The following is a 15,738-nucleotide window of genomic DNA, read 5'->3' as shown; positions in this document are numbered from 1 at the left end:
AGAGGCCTGAGGAATAAATAAAAAAGATTTTTCACCCCGACTCACGACTCACGACTCAAGCAACTACTTCTCCCTGGAATACACATCCTTGTCCAGATAGTCCGTATTGCCGCTGATCAGGCAGTGATAACCGGCGGCGCCGACCATGGCCGCATTGTCACCGCACAGATCCAGCGAAGGGATATGGACCTGAATCTGCCGGTCGCGGGCATCTCTGGTGACTTTCTCCCGTAATCGGCTGTTGGCGGAAACGCCGCCGACCACGGCAATATGACGGCACCCTTTTTCCTCTGCCGCATGGATGATTTTGAAGGACAGGACGTCAACCACCGCTTCCTGAAACCCTGCCGCAATGTCGGGTATCTGGTTGAGATATTGATCCGGATGCGTCTGGATATATCGCCTGACAGCGGATTTTAATCCGCTGAAACTGAAGTCGTAAGAAGATTTGTCCAGATAGGCTCTGGGAAAAAGAATTTTTTCCGGATCGCCGGTTCGGGCAAGGTCATCGATTATTTTTCCGCCCGGATAACCCAGACCCAGCATCTTGGATACCTTGTCGTAGGCTTCCCCTGCCGAATCATCCCGGGTTTGTCCGATCCGCTGCAGATCGGTGTGAGAGGTGACATAATAGATGTTCGTGTGGCCGCCGGATACCATCAGAGCGACAAATGGAAACGGGGGCGGGTCCGGTTCCAGAAATACCGAATTCACATGGGCGTGTAAATGATTGACGCCCACCCACGGGATATTCAATGCATAGGCACAGGCCCTGGCAAATGAATATCCCACCAGAAGCGCCCCGATCAGGCCGGGCCCCTGGGTGACGGCAATGGCATCGATCCGGTTCAGCGACAGGCCCGAATGGCTGATCGCTTTCTGAACAACGGGCACAATCGCTTCGATATGTTTTCTCGACGCCAGTTCCGGCACCACACCGCCGTAGCGATGATGCAGCTGTACCTGGGATGAGACCACAGAGGATAATGTGTCGGTTCCGTTTACGATAACCGCTGCTGCGGTTTCATCACATGATGTTTCAATGGCAAGTATATTCATGTCGCTTTTCTTCAGTCTTTCAGTTTAATAGTATAGGAAGTTTCATTTTCGGGTTGATTTTATATCTTCAGATTTATCTTAATATTTTAAGATAAAAGTTTTCTGCTTCTTGTTTTTTGCCTCAAACGAAGTGCTTTTTAAACGATAGCGGTCCTCAGTCCGCCCGGCAGGGCGTTAATTTATCGGCTTCGCTATGCTGCCGTTTGCTTTCTTTGCAAATCCACAGGGTCGATGCAGACGGAAAATCGTTTCAGGAACAGTCCGTTGTCTTCGCAGAACTGTGTTAACCGGGCATACTGCCCGGGCTCCGGATCGCGGAATGATACCAGTATGCCGCTGACGGGATATTTGAGACACAGGGCGTCCAGATCGCCGTATTGGCCGAGAATGGGAAAGCCCTGAATCTTTTTACCGCTTTTCAATATGTCATCATCGATAAAGCCGATCGGTTTCAAGTGCAGATTTTTGTTGTTCAGAATTTCCCTCAGCAGAATTTCTCCGCCCAGACCGGCCCCGTAGATGATGATGGAATCACCGGCCAGGGTCTTTCTTCGAATGGTATCGATAAACAGTCGGAATGAACCGCGGGTTCCGAGCAGCAGGGCGGTTGACAATAACCAGTCGATGAAAAAGATTCCTTTTGAAAAATCCTCAAACCGGTAGATAAAAGTTACCGCGGAGATTGAAAGCAGGGATGCCAGAAAAGAGGCCCTGATGTACACCAGTACATCGTTGACGCTCATATAGCGCCAGATGCCGCGATAAATCCCGATAATAAAGAAAATAACGATCTTGCAGGCGATGACTGCCGGCAATGATCTGAGAAAACTTTTGAAATAAAAGGCAAAAGCATCTCCGGAAAATCGTATGCGATAAGCCAGATAGTAGGAAAATGCAATAAGGCAGAAATCCAGCAGTACCAGCAGAATCTGTTTTTTATACGTCAGCTCGAGCAGTATGGGGGTATAGGCGTGGTTGCGCAGCAGTGAAAATTCTTTTTCCGGGTATATCCTGAGCTGGGCCATGTATATCCCGATGAACAGGAGCGAAACTGCCAGGGGAATGATCACCACCGGGGAGGTGAGCGTATCGGTATGGCCGACAAAGACGGCTGCCAGACCGGAGACGAGCCCGATAACATACAAAAACGCGACGGCGCCTTTTTCAGTGAATCCCATCAGCACCAGCCGGTGGGAGGTGTGGTCCTTACCGCCCTGTGACGCCCGCCGTCCGCTCAGGGTCCGGATAAAGGTCACCATGGTCGTATCCATGATCGGCACCATGAGAACCATGATCGGAACGACATAAAGGGATACCCGGTTGGCTGCCGTGTTCTGATCGTAATAGAGGGCCAGGATGGACAGTGTAAAGCCGATAATCAGACTGCCGCTGTCCCCCATGAAAATCGAGGCGGGATTGAAATTGTAGATCAGAAATCCTGCCAGCGCGCCAGCCAGTATCAGTGCTGCCAGACAGGCATCCTGCTGGCCGGTGCCAAACAGTATGGCCAGGTAGACGGATGCGATGATTCCGACGCCGGCACACAGCCCGTCCATGTTGTCGATCAGGTTCAATGCGTTGGTAATACCGGCAATCCACACAATGGTGACCATCGTATCCAGCGTCAGGGACGTAAACCAGTGCAACCGGAATCCCAGAAAGGTGACGATCGACGCCACCAGAATCTGCCCGACCAGTTTGGTGTGGGGTTTGATGGTGATAACATCATCGATCAGCCCCAGAATAAACAGCAGGGTAATGCCGATCGATAATACCGCCCCCAGAGAAGGGGTTTGTGACAGGTCGCCACTGCGGACAATGTGCGCCCAGACCGTGGTGAAATCGGAAATCCATATCATCGGGATGATGATGCCGGTATATATCGCGATTCCTCCCATAAGGGCCGTGGGCTTCTTGTGCCAGCGTTCTTTGACCGGATAGGCCATCCAGCCGTTTTTGGAAGCGATCCGCCGGATGGCCGGAGTAAGCGCAATACACAATAAAAAAGATATGAACGGAAGAATATATTTCAATAGCATAGGAGTTTCCATATCTTTTGCCTCAAACGAAGTGCCCCTCCAGCGATAGCGGTCCTGAGTCCGCCCGCAAGGCCCTTATCTTTTTTTCTGTCTGCTTTTATGGAGCCATCAATAAAAAAGCCAGGACCTGCTCAATGATGATACGGTATTGAGCAAATCCTGGCTGATATCCGGTATGGTCAATCACGATGATTCAGCGGTGGCGGCACCCTCCGGGTGCTCAGATGAGATGGAGCTCAGCTTTTGCACAATGATTTGCCTTCATATCCCCGGCTGATCCATCTCAGGAGGCGATTAATCATATTTGCTGCTTTATGTATCAATGCAATGCACCTGTGTATTGCACCTGTTTGTCTGAAGGATCGGGTTTTCGGGGTTAGATCCACTCAATGCGGCTTTCGGATTCCTTCTGTTCTCTGATTTCTCCGATGACGTACGCTTTTTCATTCAGCGCATTCAGCCTTGACAGGATATCCTGGACCTGATTGTCGGGGACTACGGCAATCATCCCGATACCATTGTTGAAGGTCCGCATCATTTCAGGCTCGGATACGTTGCCAGCCTCGCGAAGGAAATTGAAAATGGGCGGAATTTCCCAGCTGTTTCGCTGGATGACCACCTTGCAGGCCTTGGGGATGATTCGCAGAATATTGTCCGGGATTCCGCCACCGGTAATATGGGCCAGGCCCAGCACCGACATGTCTCTTAATAAATGCTGAATAGTTTCGGTATATATTTTCGTGGGGGTCAGCAGTTCCTCCCCGATGGTTTTTCCCAGTTCGGGGATATATTGATCGATCCTGAGCTTGAGAACATCAAAACAGATCTTTCGAACCAGGGAATACCCATTGCTGTGAAGACCGCTGGAGGCAATGCCGATTAATTTGTTGCCGACATGAATCTCCGATCCATCTACGATTTTGCTGTTATCAACGATTCCGACCGCAAATCCGGCCAGGTCATATTCCTCGTTGCTGTAAAACCCGGGCATTTCAGCGGTTTCACCGCCGATCAGGGAACACATTGCCTGGCGGCAGCCCTCTCCGACCCCTTCAATAATGGAGGCTATGATTTCGGGCCTGAGCTTTCCGGTAGCCAGATAATCGAGAAAAAACAGAGGCTTTGCTCCCTGGACGAGGATATCATTGACAGACATGGCCACCAGATCGATTCCAACCGTGTCATGTTTATCCATCATAAACGCAATTTTCAGTTTGGTGCCGACGCCGTCAGTGGAACTGACCAGCACCGGTTTCTCCATATCTGCCGTATTGAGTGAAAACAGGCCGCCGAAACCGCCGATTTCTCCCATCACGCCGGCTCTGGGTGTTCGTTGGGCGATTTCCTTGATTTTATTGACAAGGTTGTTCGCCGTATCAATATCAACACCCGCATCTGCATACGTTAAAGGTTTTGTCATATTAGAACTCCTGATAAAGGTCATAGTTTTCAACTGTTGTACCTTAAAAAGCTAAACTGTATCGCTATAAAAGTCAAAACAATTTTTTTGACATTACGCGTTCAATATTGTAGGTTTTGAGCTTATATTTAGGGGCTCGCAACGGATTATCCGGCATGCCACCCTGTCGTTGTATGTCACTTTTGCTGCCGGGTCAGATTCGGTTGAACGCATCCGGGCACACCAATGAAACTGTTCAGGTGAAATGTTCAGGGTCGAAATGACGTATGCTCGCCTGGCTTCCAGTATTCGGCCAATCTTCGGATCGATCAGACAGCCGGAGGAGGCGATCGGAATTTTATATGAATTCATGCAGCGGGGATACTGACACGGTTTCGATCAATGAAACGATCAAAGGAATTTTTTTATGAAAACGATACAAGTAGGACTACTGGGCTGTGGTACGGTGGGTACCGGCGTTGCGCGACTTCTGATTGAGAAAAAAGCATTGCTCAGCGCCCGTGTGGGGGCAGATATTCACCTGAAGCATATTGCCGACATCGATGTCATCAGAGACCGGGGCATCCGCTTTGACGACGGGGTTTTGATTGCCGATGCCTACCGGGTGGTCAACGATCCTGAAATCGATATCATCATTGAATTGATCGGCGGGCTGGGTCTTGCCAGAGATCTTATTCTAAAAGCCATAGAAAACGGCAAGCATGTGGTGACAGCCAATAAAGCACTGCTTGCCCAACACGGCAACACGATTTTCAGACTGGCCAAAGACAAAGGGGTTGACCTTGCCTATGAAGCCAGTGTCGGCGGTTGCATGCCGATTATTAAAACCCTCAGGGAGTCTCTGGTAGCCAATTCCATCACCGCCATGACCGGTATTCTCAACGGAACCTGCAACTATATTCTTTCAAAAATTACCGATGAGGGGTGCAGTTTTGATACGGCCCTGGCTTTGGCCCAGTCCAACGGATTTGCCGAGGCCGATCCCACCCTGGATATCGAAGGATATGATACGGCCCATAAACTGGCCATTTTAACTTCTCTGGCATACGGGGCGGAACTCAACCTGAAAGATATCTACATCGAAGGGATTTCGAAAATCACCCCGAAAGATATTGAATATGCCGGCCAGTTCGGATACACGATCAAACTTCTGGCGATCAGCAAATACAGGGGCGATGCGGTTGAAGCCCGTGTCCATCCGACAATGATTCCCAGCGACAACATCATTTCCAATGTAAAGGGCTCCCTGAATGCCATCATGGTTTCCGCAGATGCCGTGGGGGATATACTGCTGTATGGTCATGGAGCCGGTATGATGCCGACGGCAAGCGCGGTTGTCGGCGATGTGGTAGATATCGCGAGAAACCTGATTTGCGGCTGCACCGAAAGGCTGCCGCTGCTGTCTTATCAACTGGAACACATTAAAAAAATTCCGGTCCTTTCCATCGAGGAAATTTCAACTCAGTATTATTTTCGTTTTTCAGCGGTGGACCGTCCGAATGTGTTATCCAAGATCGCCGGCATTCTGGGCAGTCACGGGATCAGTATCAAATCGGTCCACCAGAAAGGAAGAAACGCCAGCGGATCGGTTCCCATTGTGATGCTGTCGCATCATGCGAAGGAAGCCGATGTCAAAAATGCCTTGTATGAAATTTCCCTGCTTGATATCGTACAGGATACACCGGTGCTGATACGGATTGAAGATGAAAACGCTCAGGCGTAACAGATAACAGTCGAGAGTCGAGAGTCGAGAGTTGTGAGTCAAGAGTTGTGAGTTAAGAGTCAAGAGGCGGCAGTCATCAGTTGACAGTCGAGATCTATAAACCTTAGTTTTTTTTGCTGGCCTGCTTCGTACGACGGTCAATTCGTCAGGCGGTTTTTTACGGAGCCGGCGTTTTATAGAAAGAGTTATCATGCATATAGTCTGTTCTGATCTTGAAGGGGTATTTGTTCCGGAAATCTGGATAAACGTTGCCGAAAAAACCGGTATTGAAGAACTGCGGCTTACCACGCGCGATATCGCGGATTATGATGTGCTCATGAAAAAACGTCTGGGTATTCTCAAGGAAAAGGGGCTGAAGATCCATGATATCCAGGAAGTCATCGCCGGCATGGACCCAATGGAAGGGGCTGCCGAATTTTTGGACTGGGTCCGGTCCCAGACTCAGATCATCATCGTATCCGATACCTTTGTACAGTTTGGTGGCCCGTTAATGAAAAAACTCGGATGGCCCACCCTGTTCTGCAATTCTCTGGTCATTGATTCGGACGGCACCATCACCGATTACCGGATGCGTCAGCAAAACGGCAAACAAAAGACGGTGCAGGCGTTAAAAACCCTCAATTACAACATCATCGCAAGCGGTGACTCATATAATGATATCAATATGCTCAAGGAAGCCGACACAGGCATTTTGTTCCGGCCTCCCCAAAACATTATCGATGAGTATCCGGAATTGCCGGTCACCCAAAACTATGGCGAACTGAAAGCAATCATGGAAAAGGTTCTTTTAAATGGATAATTCCTACACGACGAAAATCCGGGTGATCTATGGTGATACTGACATGATGGGAGTTGCCTATCATGCCAATTACCTGCGATGGTTCGAAGTCGGGCGGACCGATCTGTTCAGGTCCCTGGGGATGTCCTATAAGGAAATCGAAGAGAGGGGATATATGCTTCCGGTTTCCGAGGCATACTGTAAATTTATTACCCCGGCGCGCTATGATGACGTGCTGCTGATCGAGGCCTCAATCGATTGCCAGGTCAAGGGGGGGATGAAGTGCGATTACCGGATTTACCGGGAGGACGGTCGGAAGTTGCTGGCCAGGGGTTACACCCGGCATGCATATATTGACCGGAACGGCAAAGTGGTCAGGCCGCCGGCGTTTATCAGGGGTCTGATTGAAACGTATCTTCAGGCGCAAAATGAGCAGCCCGATTGAATTTGAGTTATGCCGTCATTACAGAAAAAAAATAATGAATTGACCTTCAAGGTATTTGTCCAGCCGCGGTCGTCTAAAAATCAGGTGGCCGGCTGTTACGGGGATGCACTGAAAATCAAGCTGACGGCCCCGCCGGTCGATGGCGAAGCCAATAAAATGTGCATCAATTACCTTGCGAAATTTTTTTCGGTACCCAAATCCGCTGTTGAAATTGTCTCGGGTCAAACCGGCCGCAGTAAATTGATCAGGATTACCGCAGAAAGCCCGGTCCTGGAAAAACTGGAGGAAAAAATAAAATCTTTCTCAATCTGAATAATTGCTTGACAGATAAACCCTATTGGGTATAGTGTGTTTTTGTTGATGCGGGGTGGAGCAGTCTGGTAGCTCGTCGGGCTCATAACCCGAAGGTCGTTGGTTCGAATCCAGCCCCCGCTACCAATCGATCATCAAGGGCTTAGGCGTAAAACCCAAGCCCTTTTTATATTTTAAGACCCTTTTTATGTTTTAAGAGATGATCGATGGTCCCGGAAAAAAACGACACTATCGTAAGCCCCGGAATAGCCCGGGGTTTTTTTGTTTTAGAACATGGAAAGAAGGTCTTTATTATGAAGTTTAACGAATTTAATTTTCATCCCGATGTCGCAGCTGGTGTTGCAGGGGCTGGATTTGTCACCCCGACTCCGATTCAGGTACAGGCGATCCCCAAGGTTATGCAGGGGTGCGATGTCATGGGATTGGCCCAGACCGGCACTGGTAAGACGGCCGTTTTTGCGCTGCCGATTCTGAACCGGCTCATGCAGGGAGGGCGAGGTTGCGTCCGTGCGTTGGTCATTGCTCCTACCCGTGAACTGGCCGAGCAGATCCATCAGGCGATCGAAAGCCTCGGTCGTCATACCGGACTGCGCAGTGTCGCCATTTATGGCGGCGTGAGTATTAATCCGCAGATAAAGAAACTAAAGCAGGGCGTCGAGATCGTTGTTGCCTGCCCGGGTCGTTTTCTTGATCATATCGGCAGGGGGACTGTCAATCTTGGCCGGCTGGAGATGTTGGTCCTTGATGAGGCGGATCAGATGTTTGATATGGGCTTTTTACCCGATATCCGCCGGATTCTGGGACATCTCCCGCGTAATCGGCAGACCCTGCTGTTTTCGGCTACCATGCCGGATCAAATCCGTGGGTTGGCAAAAGATATCCTGCGTAACCCCGTCACCGTTCAGGTGGGGACCACGGCACCGGCGACAACCGTCAGCCACGCGCTCTATCCGGTAGCCCCGCATTTGAAAAGCGCACTGCTGTTGAAACTGTTGCACCAGGGGGATACCGGTTCGGTTCTTGTTTTTACCCGCACCAAGCATCGCGCCAAACGTCTGGGAGAACAACTGGTCAGGTCCGGTTACCGGTCGACATCTCTGCAGGGGAATCTTTCCCAGGGGCGTCGTCAGGCCGCGCTGGACGGATTCCGTGACGGTACATATCAGGTGCTGGTGGCGACCGATATCGCCGCCCGCGGCATTGATGTTTCCCGGATATCCCGGGTCATCAATTATGATATGCCGGCCACACCCGATGCCTACATTCACCGCATCGGCCGCACCGGACGCGCCGACTGCAGCGGCGATGCGTTTACCCTTATCACTGACGACGATATCCAGATGGCGCAAGCCATCGATCGGATTCTCGGTTCCCGGACCGAGCGCCGCATCCTGGCAGATTTTGACTACGATGTCCGGGAGCCTTTGAAAAGTGAGACTCACGCTCGTCCCTCGAAGCGGCCAGTACCGGCTCGCAAGCCTTTCGGCATGAAGGAGGGCGGAAACAAACAGGATGCGCCTTCTTTCGGACGAAGACGGCCGCAACCCGGTCATGGGCTCAGTCGCGCTGCCAGTGCGCCGTCGGCGGGGCGTTATAACCCTGCACGCCGCGTCCGCTGATAGCCGATCGTGACATCATCCGGATTTTAAGCGATAAGCCGGCCACAACTTATAGCACCTGGTCAGATTGAGGCCTGATTCTATGGTTGTTGCCGGCTGAATATTTTTTCAGTTCCCAGTTCCCAGTTCCCAGTTCCCAGTCCCCAGTCCCCAGTCCCCTGATTTCTGACTTCTGATTTCCGTCCTCTGATTTCTGACTTGAGCCCGAATACGACTATTAGCTTTTGGCTGATATTTACCTGGTATTTTTTTATCATTTTCCTGCTTTTATTTATAACTTATTAATTTTATTAATAAATAATTCTTTCGAGAATGTGTTGATTTTGGGTTCATAACACGATAATATCCTTCTTTCCCTGATAAACAGTTGAGGTTTTTTAAATAATGAAAGACTTTTCCATAGTAATCATAGCCTGAACCGGTGATGATAGTCTATCGGTATTCGGGGGATATAATATGGTATGTCGACACATCCGGGTTCATCGAGTTCGTCCGGATGCAATCATCACAATGACGGTGTAAAACGACGGTATTCATACTGAAGTGGCCTGAGCGCAATGCAGCACTGAACGACCACGGAGTTAACATTGATCGGTTCATAGAAGGTGACGGTTGCATATGAAGACTGAGAAGCAGGAGCAGGTGTTACAGTTTGGTGAACGACAGATCCTTTATTACCTTTATCGTACCAACCGAAAACGTGTACGCATCGTAGTGTCTCCGGAGCTGACCGTGGATGTATTCGCTCCGAAAGCCGTTGACGATGAACAGGTTCGCATGACTGTTCAGAAAAAAGCATTGTGGATCACATGGGCGCTTGACCGGATGAAATCTTTTCATCCCTTGCCGGCTCCCAAACAGTACATCAGCGGGGAGCCCCTGTTGTACCTCGGGCGTCAGTATCAGTTGAAGGTGGAAGAAACCGTGGCGAAACCGGCAAAATTGCTGGGCCCGTTTCTCTGGGTTCGGGTGTCTGACAGATCCGATACCCGGAGCATCAAGCGGGCGGTTGACCGGTGGTACCGGAAACGGGCATTTGAGACGTTTGGCCGCTACCTGCAAAAATGTTACGCCATGGTCGTACGATATGATATCCCGGAACCCACAATGGCGGTTCGTGTCATGCGCAGACGGTGGGGAAGCTGCACAGACTCGGGCCGGATCACACTCAATGTCAATCTGGTTCAGGTTCCCCGGCATTGCATCGAATACGTTATCCTGCATGAACTTTGTCATTTGAAACACCTCAATCATTCCCGGTCATTTTATGAATTTCTTTCCTGCTGCATGCCGGACTGGCGCAGTCGGAAGGAAATGCTGGACCGTTTCCTGCTGGAGTGAAACTGTTTTGCGAAAGGCGATGGAATGCCTCGTTATCCCAGATAGGCCCGCTTCACCTCGTCGTTGACGAGCAGATCTGCTGCAGGCCCCTTCAGGACAATCCGGCCGGTTTGAAGCACGTAGCCGCGGTCGGCGATGGCCAGCGCAGCCCGGGCGTTCTGCTCGACGAGAAGAATCGTCATTCCGCTGTTTCTCAGTGTTACCAGGGTTTGAAGGATCATATCGACGATCAGGGGCGCCAGCCCCGTGGAGGGCTCATCCAGGACGAGCAGCCGGGGTTTTGCCATCAGGGCCCTTCCCAGGGCCAGCATCTGCTGTTCGCCGCCGGATAGGGTTCCGGCCGGCTGGTGGGCCCGTTCCTTCAGGATGGGAAACAGGGCCATGATCATGTGAAGATCGGTTTCAACCTCCTTGCGCCGCCCTTTTCGGTACATGGTGTATGCCCCGAGTTTTAAATTGTCCAGTACGCTCAGCGGACCGAAAATCTGCCGGCCCTCGGGTACCAGGCTGATGCCTGTCCGGACGATATCCGGGGGCGGCATCTGTGCCATGGACTTGCCGTTAAAATTTATCGTTCCGGTCCACATCGGCAGCAGACCGCATATGGCGGATAACAGCGTGCTTTTTCCGGACCCGTTGGAGCCGATGAGCGCGATCAGTTCCCCTTGTTTTACGCAGAGGCTTATCCCTTTAACCGCCATAATCCGGCCGTAACAGCATGTCAGATTTTCAATTTGCAGCATCTGTCCTCTTTCATTTTCCTTTTTTATGGGGCATATCCAAGCACAATTTATTCTTGTCGTGACCCTGGCGGGTGCCCAGATACGCCGTCATCACTTTCGGATGGTTCCGGATTTCAGCGGGGGTGCCTTCGGCCAGTTTGGCGCCCTGATCCAGGACGATGATCCTGTCTGAAATTCCCAGCGTCAGGCTTACATCATGTTCCACCAGAATTTGGGTAACGCCCTTTTGGCGGATTTTTTCGATCAGTTTCCGGAGCTGTTCGGTTTCCACTGCGTTCAGCCCGGCAGCCGGTTCATCCAGGAGCAGAAGCGCCGGATCGGATGCCAGGGCCCTTGCCATCTCCACAAGGCGCTGCCAGCCGAACGGAAGGTCTCCGGACCGGAGGTGCGCCAGGGATTTGAGGCCGACAAAATCCAGAAGGTCCATGGCCTTTGCTATTGACCGGACCTCTTCCCGCCTCACTCCAGGCCATCTGAGAACGGCTCCCCAGAATCCGCAGGTAGTTCGGACATGCATGCCCACCAGCACGTTTTCAAGGACCGTCATGTTCTCAAACAGCTCGACATTCTGAAACGTCCTGGCCATGCCGCTGATGACCCGTTCGAAGGGTTTCTGGTTCACGAGGTCCACGCCATTGAAGACGACCGCGCCCCGGTCCGGCGGATAAATACCCGTGATGATGTTAAACAGAGTGGTCTTGCCCGCACCGTTGGGGCCGATCAGACCGTAAACCGTTCCCCGTTTGATGGAAAAGGATACGCGGCTTAACGCCTGTACCCCTCCAAATGCCCTGGACAGGGTCTCGATAACCAGAATGTTCTGCCCGGCAGTGTCAGCGTTTTTTTGTTTTTTCATATATATCCAGGAGTCCCCGGGTCAGCCCCTGGGGCATGAAAATCATTACCGTTATTAAAATCGTCCCGTAAACCAGCATTTCAAACTCGGCAAAGCCGTGAAGCGCCTCGGGAAGAAGGGTGAGCAGCGATGCGCCCAGGAGAGCGCCCCAAACACTGGCCATGCCGCCGATGACCACCATGGTCACGATCTTGACCGAGACCATAAAATCAAAGGACCCCGGGCTGATGAACCCGACAAAATGCGCGTATAAAAACCCGGCCAGTGCCCCGAGCGCGGCGCTGAGCATGAACACCTGAAGTTTCAGGGCCCGCGTATTGACGCCCACGGCCCGGGATGCGTTTTCGCTGTCATGGATGGAGCGCAGGGCTAGGCCCATGCGGGATGACAGGATTCTTCTGCACAGCAGGATGCTGACAAAGACAAAGGCCCAGACCAGGAAAAAATAGCTTTTCCCCGGCAAAAATACGATTTGTCCTGCTTCCAGCATGGGAATGCCCACAAACCCGGAGGCGCCTCCGGTCAAGGCGCTCCATTCGCGAAGGACGATATGGACGATCATGCCGAACCCGAGGGTGCCCATGGCCAGATAATAGCCGGAGAGTTTCAGGGTGGGAATCCCGACAATGAAAGCGACCAGTATCGCAATGGCCAGCGCGCAAACCAGTGCCAGCCACGGAGAAAGCCCCATCGTTCCGGACAGAATCGCCGTGGTATAGGCCCCGATGCCGTAAAAGGCCGCGTGCCCCAATGATACCTGTCCCGCGTAGCCCATCAGCATATTCAGCCCCAGCGCCAGGATGGAATTGATCCCGATAAAGGTCAGGACCTGTAGATAATACGTGTTTTCAATCAGCACCCCGGCCAGCACCACGGCCAGGAGAAAACCGATGTGATAGGTGAGGGGGTTTCGTTTAATAGTGTGCATAATTCTGTCTTATTTTAGATTTCCGGTTATGTATCAGCGGTCTTCAGTCGTGAGTCGTGAGTCGAGAGTTTTCTGCCCTCTGCCCTCTGATCTCTGATCTCTGATCTCTGATCTCCGACCTCTGGCCTCTGTCTTTTCCCCTAAAACCTCCTGGCCTCCCCAGCGGCAAAAAGCCCCTGCGGGCGGACATACAGGATCAGGAGCAGGGCCAGAAAGGCGATGGCATCTTTTATGCCCGAGGGGAAAAAGGCCACTCCCGCGGCTTCGAGGATTCCCAGAAGAAATCCGCCTGCCAGGGCGCCCCACAGGCTCCCGAGGCCACCGATCATGGCGGCGCAAAAGCCTTTCAAACCGAGCAGGGTGCCCATGTCATAGCTGTTCATGGTAATCGGAGCGATGAAAATGCCCGCAATTGCCCCTATCCCTGAACTCATCCCGAATGCCAGCATCGTCATCCGGTCCGACGGGATACCGGCCAGCCAGGCCGCCCGCCGGTTGATGGCGCAGGCGGTCATAGCCTTTCCCGTCAGCGACCGCGTGAAAAAAAGGTAAAGCCCCATGACCAGGATCACGAGGGCTGCAATGATCCAGATGCTCTGCGGCAGCAGTGTGGCCCCGGCCATGTCGATCGGCGCGTGATCCGAAAAGGCCGGCACGCTGTGAGAATCCTTGCCCCATGCGGTCATGGCAATGCCCCGCAGGAAGATGGAGGCGCCGACCGTGATGATCACCAGGACGATGGGCTCGGGTTTTCGGGCCGTCCGGATGGCAAACCGCTCGAACAGGAGCCCTGCCGCGGACACCCCCAGCACGGTCAGGATAAAGGCCAGGGGAAGGGGAATCGAGCACTTGACCCAGAGGGTGACCAGCCCCATAGCTCCCAGCATGACAAATTCGCCGTGGGAAAAGTTGATCAGGTCGGTTGAGCTGTACAGCATGGACAGGCCGATGGCCGTCACCGCATAGACAGCGCCGCTGGTAATGCCCGAAAAAAGGTATTGAAGGATTTCCTGCATAAGAATTACAATTCATCAATAAGGGTTGAAATTTGCCGTTATCGGCGCAGCCGGCTGTCGATTACCGTATCGTTTAATTTTTTCCGGCATCGACCAGCCGCCAGTCATTGTTCCGGATTTGCACCATCACAAAGGCGTCCGGAGTCAGACCGTTGTGATCGGTTTTGGAAAAATTGAATATACCGCTGACGCCGACATGTTTTTCCATGCCCTCCAAAGCAGCCCTTATCTTGTTCCGGTCGCCGTTTGATCCTTCCAGCGCCTTGATGAGCATGTTGACCGCGTCATAGGCATATCCGCCGAATCCGGATACCTCCTGGCCCCACCGGGAGCTGTACTGATCGATATAGGTTTTCAGCACCGGTTTCTGTGCATCGGTTTCCGGCAGTTTTGAGGCCACGAGGATTTTGCCCGTGGGAAGCAGGATGCCTTCGGCAGCGTCTCCGGCCAGCTCCAGAAATTTCGGTGAGGCGACCCCGTGGCTCTGGTACAGGGGAATGGTTATATTCAGCTGCCGGACATTTTTGGCCACCACGGCCGGACCGGGATTGGTGCCCCAGCAGACGATGGCTTCCGGAGCGGCGGTCCGTATTTTGGTCAGCTGGGCGGTCATGTCGGTATCTTTGGCGCCAAAGCTTTCGGCACGGACAATGCGGATGCCGAATGCCTTCGCCTGGTTTTCCAGTTGATTCTTTCCGCTCTCCCCATAGGCGTTGGAAACCGTGAGGATCGCGATGTCGTGAATGCCCGTTTTTCTCATGCGCCGGTATACGGCTGATACTGCCAGCACATCGCTCTGGGCGGTTTTAAAGATCCAGGGCTTGACCGGATCGGTAATTTTGATGCCGGCGGCGCAACTGATCAGGGGAATTTGGGCCCTTTCGGCAAAGGATGCAACGGCCAGCGTGGTCGGGGTGGTGCTGGGGCCGATGACGGCAATCACCCGGTCCTTGTGGATCAGCTTGTTGATCGCACTAACGGCCTTTTGCGGATCACCTTCGGAGTCATAGATGACCGCCTCCAGCAGGTGACCATCGACTCCGCCACGTTCGTTTACGGTATCGATGACCATCTGCATGGTTTTTTTCTCGGGGTCTCCGAGAAATGAGGCCGGACCCGTAGATGAAAAAATGCCGCCGATTTTATACGTGTCCGCGGCAGGAGATGCTGCCGGCAGCCAGAGGCATGCTGCGATGATCAGGGATAACAGGATGAAAATGGGTTTCAGCTTAAGGGTAAATAACATGGGGTCGGTCTCCTTGTTGGTTGAACGGGTTATCGGGTTTCAGGGCCGAGGCCCTTGGCTCCAGGCTGCTGTTGCCTCATCCACGGCCCGGCTGACAAAAAAAGGGCCGGAAGTATACAACTCCGCGGCCCTTAAAAATAAAAAAACCACGGGTTTTAGACTGCTTTCAGTCTGCCCGTGGGTTGTGTGTCTTGATATGATCCGTTTTTTACA

14 protein-coding genes and 1 tRNA gene are annotated in these 15,738 nt (G+C 52.2%); 7 read left to right on the top strand and 8 right to left on the bottom strand.

The genetic code is table 11. The annotated features are described in order from the left end of the window. Nucleotides 1-63 precede the first annotated feature (63 nt). The 3 genes from tsaD to purM form a co-directional block, all read right to left on the bottom strand. Complete coding sequence (gene tsaD / locus PHQ97_00990; protein ID MDD4391308.1) at nt 64-1,059, bottom strand: tRNA (adenosine(37)-N6)-threonylcarbamoyltransferase complex transferase subunit TsaD; 996 nt, start codon at nt 1,057-1,059, stop codon at nt 64-66. A gap of 191 nt (nt 1,060-1,250) precedes the next feature. Next, a complete protein-coding gene (locus PHQ97_00985; GenBank protein MDD4391307.1) occupies nt 1,251-3,110 on the bottom strand; it encodes a glycosyl transferase in 1,860 nt (619 codons plus the stop codon). A 364-nt stretch (nt 3,111-3,474) separates the two neighbouring features. Beyond that, on the bottom strand, nt 3,475-4,518 hold the full coding sequence (gene purM / locus PHQ97_00980; GenBank protein ID MDD4391306.1) for a phosphoribosylformylglycinamidine cyclo-ligase: 1,044 nt from the start codon (nt 4,516-4,518) through the stop codon (nt 3,475-3,477). Nucleotides 4,519-4,924: 406 nt separating this feature from the next. Here purM and PHQ97_00975 point away from each other — a divergent pair, with 406 nt between their 5' ends. The 7 genes from PHQ97_00975 (at nt 4,925) to PHQ97_00945 (ending at nt 10,736) form a co-directional block, all read left to right on the top strand. Next, nucleotides 4,925-6,241, top strand: coding sequence for a homoserine dehydrogenase (locus PHQ97_00975; GenBank protein MDD4391305.1), 1,317 nt, complete (start codon nt 4,925-4,927; stop codon nt 6,239-6,241). Between the two features lie 190 nt (nt 6,242-6,431). Continuing rightward, nucleotides 6,432-7,040: a bifunctional phosphoserine phosphatase/homoserine phosphotransferase ThrH gene (gene thrH, locus PHQ97_00970; protein ID MDD4391304.1), complete on the top strand. Its 609-nt coding sequence runs from the start codon at nt 6,432-6,434 to the stop codon at nt 7,038-7,040. Then, nucleotides 7,033-7,464 carry a thioesterase family protein gene (locus tag PHQ97_00965; GenBank protein MDD4391303.1) on the top strand — a complete coding sequence of 144 codons (432 nt, stop codon included), beginning with the start codon at nt 7,033-7,035 and terminating at the stop codon, nt 7,462-7,464. Before thrH ends, PHQ97_00965 begins: the two co-directional genes overlap by 8 nt. Before the next feature lie 9 nt (nt 7,465-7,473). Continuing rightward, the gene (locus tag PHQ97_00960; GenBank protein MDD4391302.1) at nt 7,474-7,776 is read left to right on the top strand and encodes a DUF167 domain-containing protein; all 303 of its coding nucleotides are present in this window, start codon (nt 7,474-7,476) and stop codon (nt 7,774-7,776) included. A gap of 49 nt (nt 7,777-7,825) precedes the next feature. Further along, nucleotides 7,826-7,902 (top strand) — tRNA-Met (locus tag PHQ97_00955). A gap of 167 nt (nt 7,903-8,069) precedes the next feature. Further along, nucleotides 8,070-9,395, top strand: coding sequence for a DEAD/DEAH box helicase (locus PHQ97_00950; GenBank protein ID MDD4391301.1), 1,326 nt, complete (start codon nt 8,070-8,072; stop codon nt 9,393-9,395). A gap of 618 nt (nt 9,396-10,013) precedes the next feature. Beyond that, complete coding sequence (locus PHQ97_00945) at nt 10,014-10,736, top strand: SprT family zinc-dependent metalloprotease (protein ID MDD4391300.1); 723 nt, start codon at nt 10,014-10,016, stop codon at nt 10,734-10,736. Between the two features lie 32 nt (nt 10,737-10,768). On the opposite strand, the gene PHQ97_00940 is transcribed toward PHQ97_00945, so the two are convergent. The 5 genes from PHQ97_00940 to PHQ97_00920 all read right to left on the bottom strand — a co-directional run bounded on the left by PHQ97_00940 (nt 10,769) and on the right by PHQ97_00920 (nt 15,525). After that, the gene (locus PHQ97_00940) at nt 10,769-11,479 is read right to left on the bottom strand and encodes an ABC transporter ATP-binding protein (GenBank protein ID MDD4391299.1); all 711 of its coding nucleotides are present in this window, start codon (nt 11,477-11,479) and stop codon (nt 10,769-10,771) included. Nucleotides 11,480-11,489: 10 nt separating this feature from the next. Further along, entirely contained in the window at nt 11,490-12,335 is an 846-nt protein-coding gene (locus PHQ97_00935) for an ABC transporter ATP-binding protein (protein ID MDD4391298.1), read from the bottom strand. Next, nucleotides 12,313-13,263: a branched-chain amino acid ABC transporter permease gene (locus PHQ97_00930; protein MDD4391297.1), complete on the bottom strand. Its 951-nt coding sequence runs from the start codon at nt 13,261-13,263 to the stop codon at nt 12,313-12,315. Before PHQ97_00930 ends, PHQ97_00935 begins: the two co-directional genes overlap by 23 nt. Before the next feature lie 140 nt (nt 13,264-13,403). Beyond that, complete coding sequence (locus PHQ97_00925; GenBank protein ID MDD4391296.1) at nt 13,404-14,279, bottom strand: branched-chain amino acid ABC transporter permease; 876 nt, start codon at nt 14,277-14,279, stop codon at nt 13,404-13,406. Nucleotides 14,280-14,352: 73 nt separating this feature from the next. Then, a complete protein-coding gene (locus PHQ97_00920; protein ID MDD4391295.1) occupies nt 14,353-15,525 on the bottom strand; it encodes an ABC transporter substrate-binding protein in 1,173 nt (390 codons plus the stop codon). Nucleotides 15,526-15,738 lie beyond the last annotated feature (213 nt).

This window comes from Desulfobacterales bacterium (assembly GCA_028704555.1).
Taxonomy (GTDB): Bacteria; Desulfobacterota; Desulfobacteria; order Desulfobacterales; family JAQWFD01; genus JAQWFD01.
The sequence above is the reverse complement of the archived record's forward strand: the minus strand, read 5'-3'. Positions and strand labels throughout refer to the sequence as shown.

Coding starts and splice junctions, on each gene's coding strand:
- tsaD (MDD4391308.1), bottom strand. CDS start 1,059: ATGAATATACTTGCCATTGAAACATCATGTGATGAAACCGCAGCAGCG.
- PHQ97_00985 (MDD4391307.1), bottom strand. CDS start 3,110: ATGGAAACTCCTATGCTATTGAAATATATTCTTCCGTTCATATCTTTT.
- purM (MDD4391306.1), bottom strand. CDS start 4,518: ATGACAAAACCTTTAACGTATGCAGATGCGGGTGTTGATATTGATACG.
- PHQ97_00975 (MDD4391305.1), top strand. CDS start 4,925: ATGAAAACGATACAAGTAGGACTACTGGGCTGTGGTACGGTGGGTACC.
- thrH (MDD4391304.1), top strand. CDS start 6,432: ATGCATATAGTCTGTTCTGATCTTGAAGGGGTATTTGTTCCGGAAATC.
- PHQ97_00965 (MDD4391303.1), top strand. CDS start 7,033: ATGGATAATTCCTACACGACGAAAATCCGGGTGATCTATGGTGATACT.
- PHQ97_00960 (MDD4391302.1), top strand. CDS start 7,474: ATGCCGTCATTACAGAAAAAAAATAATGAATTGACCTTCAAGGTATTT.
- PHQ97_00950 (MDD4391301.1), top strand. CDS start 8,070: ATGAAGTTTAACGAATTTAATTTTCATCCCGATGTCGCAGCTGGTGTT.
- PHQ97_00945 (MDD4391300.1), top strand. CDS start 10,014: ATGAAGACTGAGAAGCAGGAGCAGGTGTTACAGTTTGGTGAACGACAG.
- PHQ97_00940 (MDD4391299.1), bottom strand. CDS start 11,479: ATGCTGCAAATTGAAAATCTGACATGCTGTTACGGCCGGATTATGGCG.
- PHQ97_00935 (MDD4391298.1), bottom strand. CDS start 12,335: ATGAAAAAACAAAAAAACGCTGACACTGCCGGGCAGAACATTCTGGTT.
- PHQ97_00930 (MDD4391297.1), bottom strand. CDS start 13,263: ATGCACACTATTAAACGAAACCCCCTCACCTATCACATCGGTTTTCTC.
- PHQ97_00925 (MDD4391296.1), bottom strand. CDS start 14,279: ATGCAGGAAATCCTTCAATACCTTTTTTCGGGCATTACCAGCGGCGCT.
- PHQ97_00920 (MDD4391295.1), bottom strand. CDS start 15,525: ATGTTATTTACCCTTAAGCTGAAACCCATTTTCATCCTGTTATCCCTG.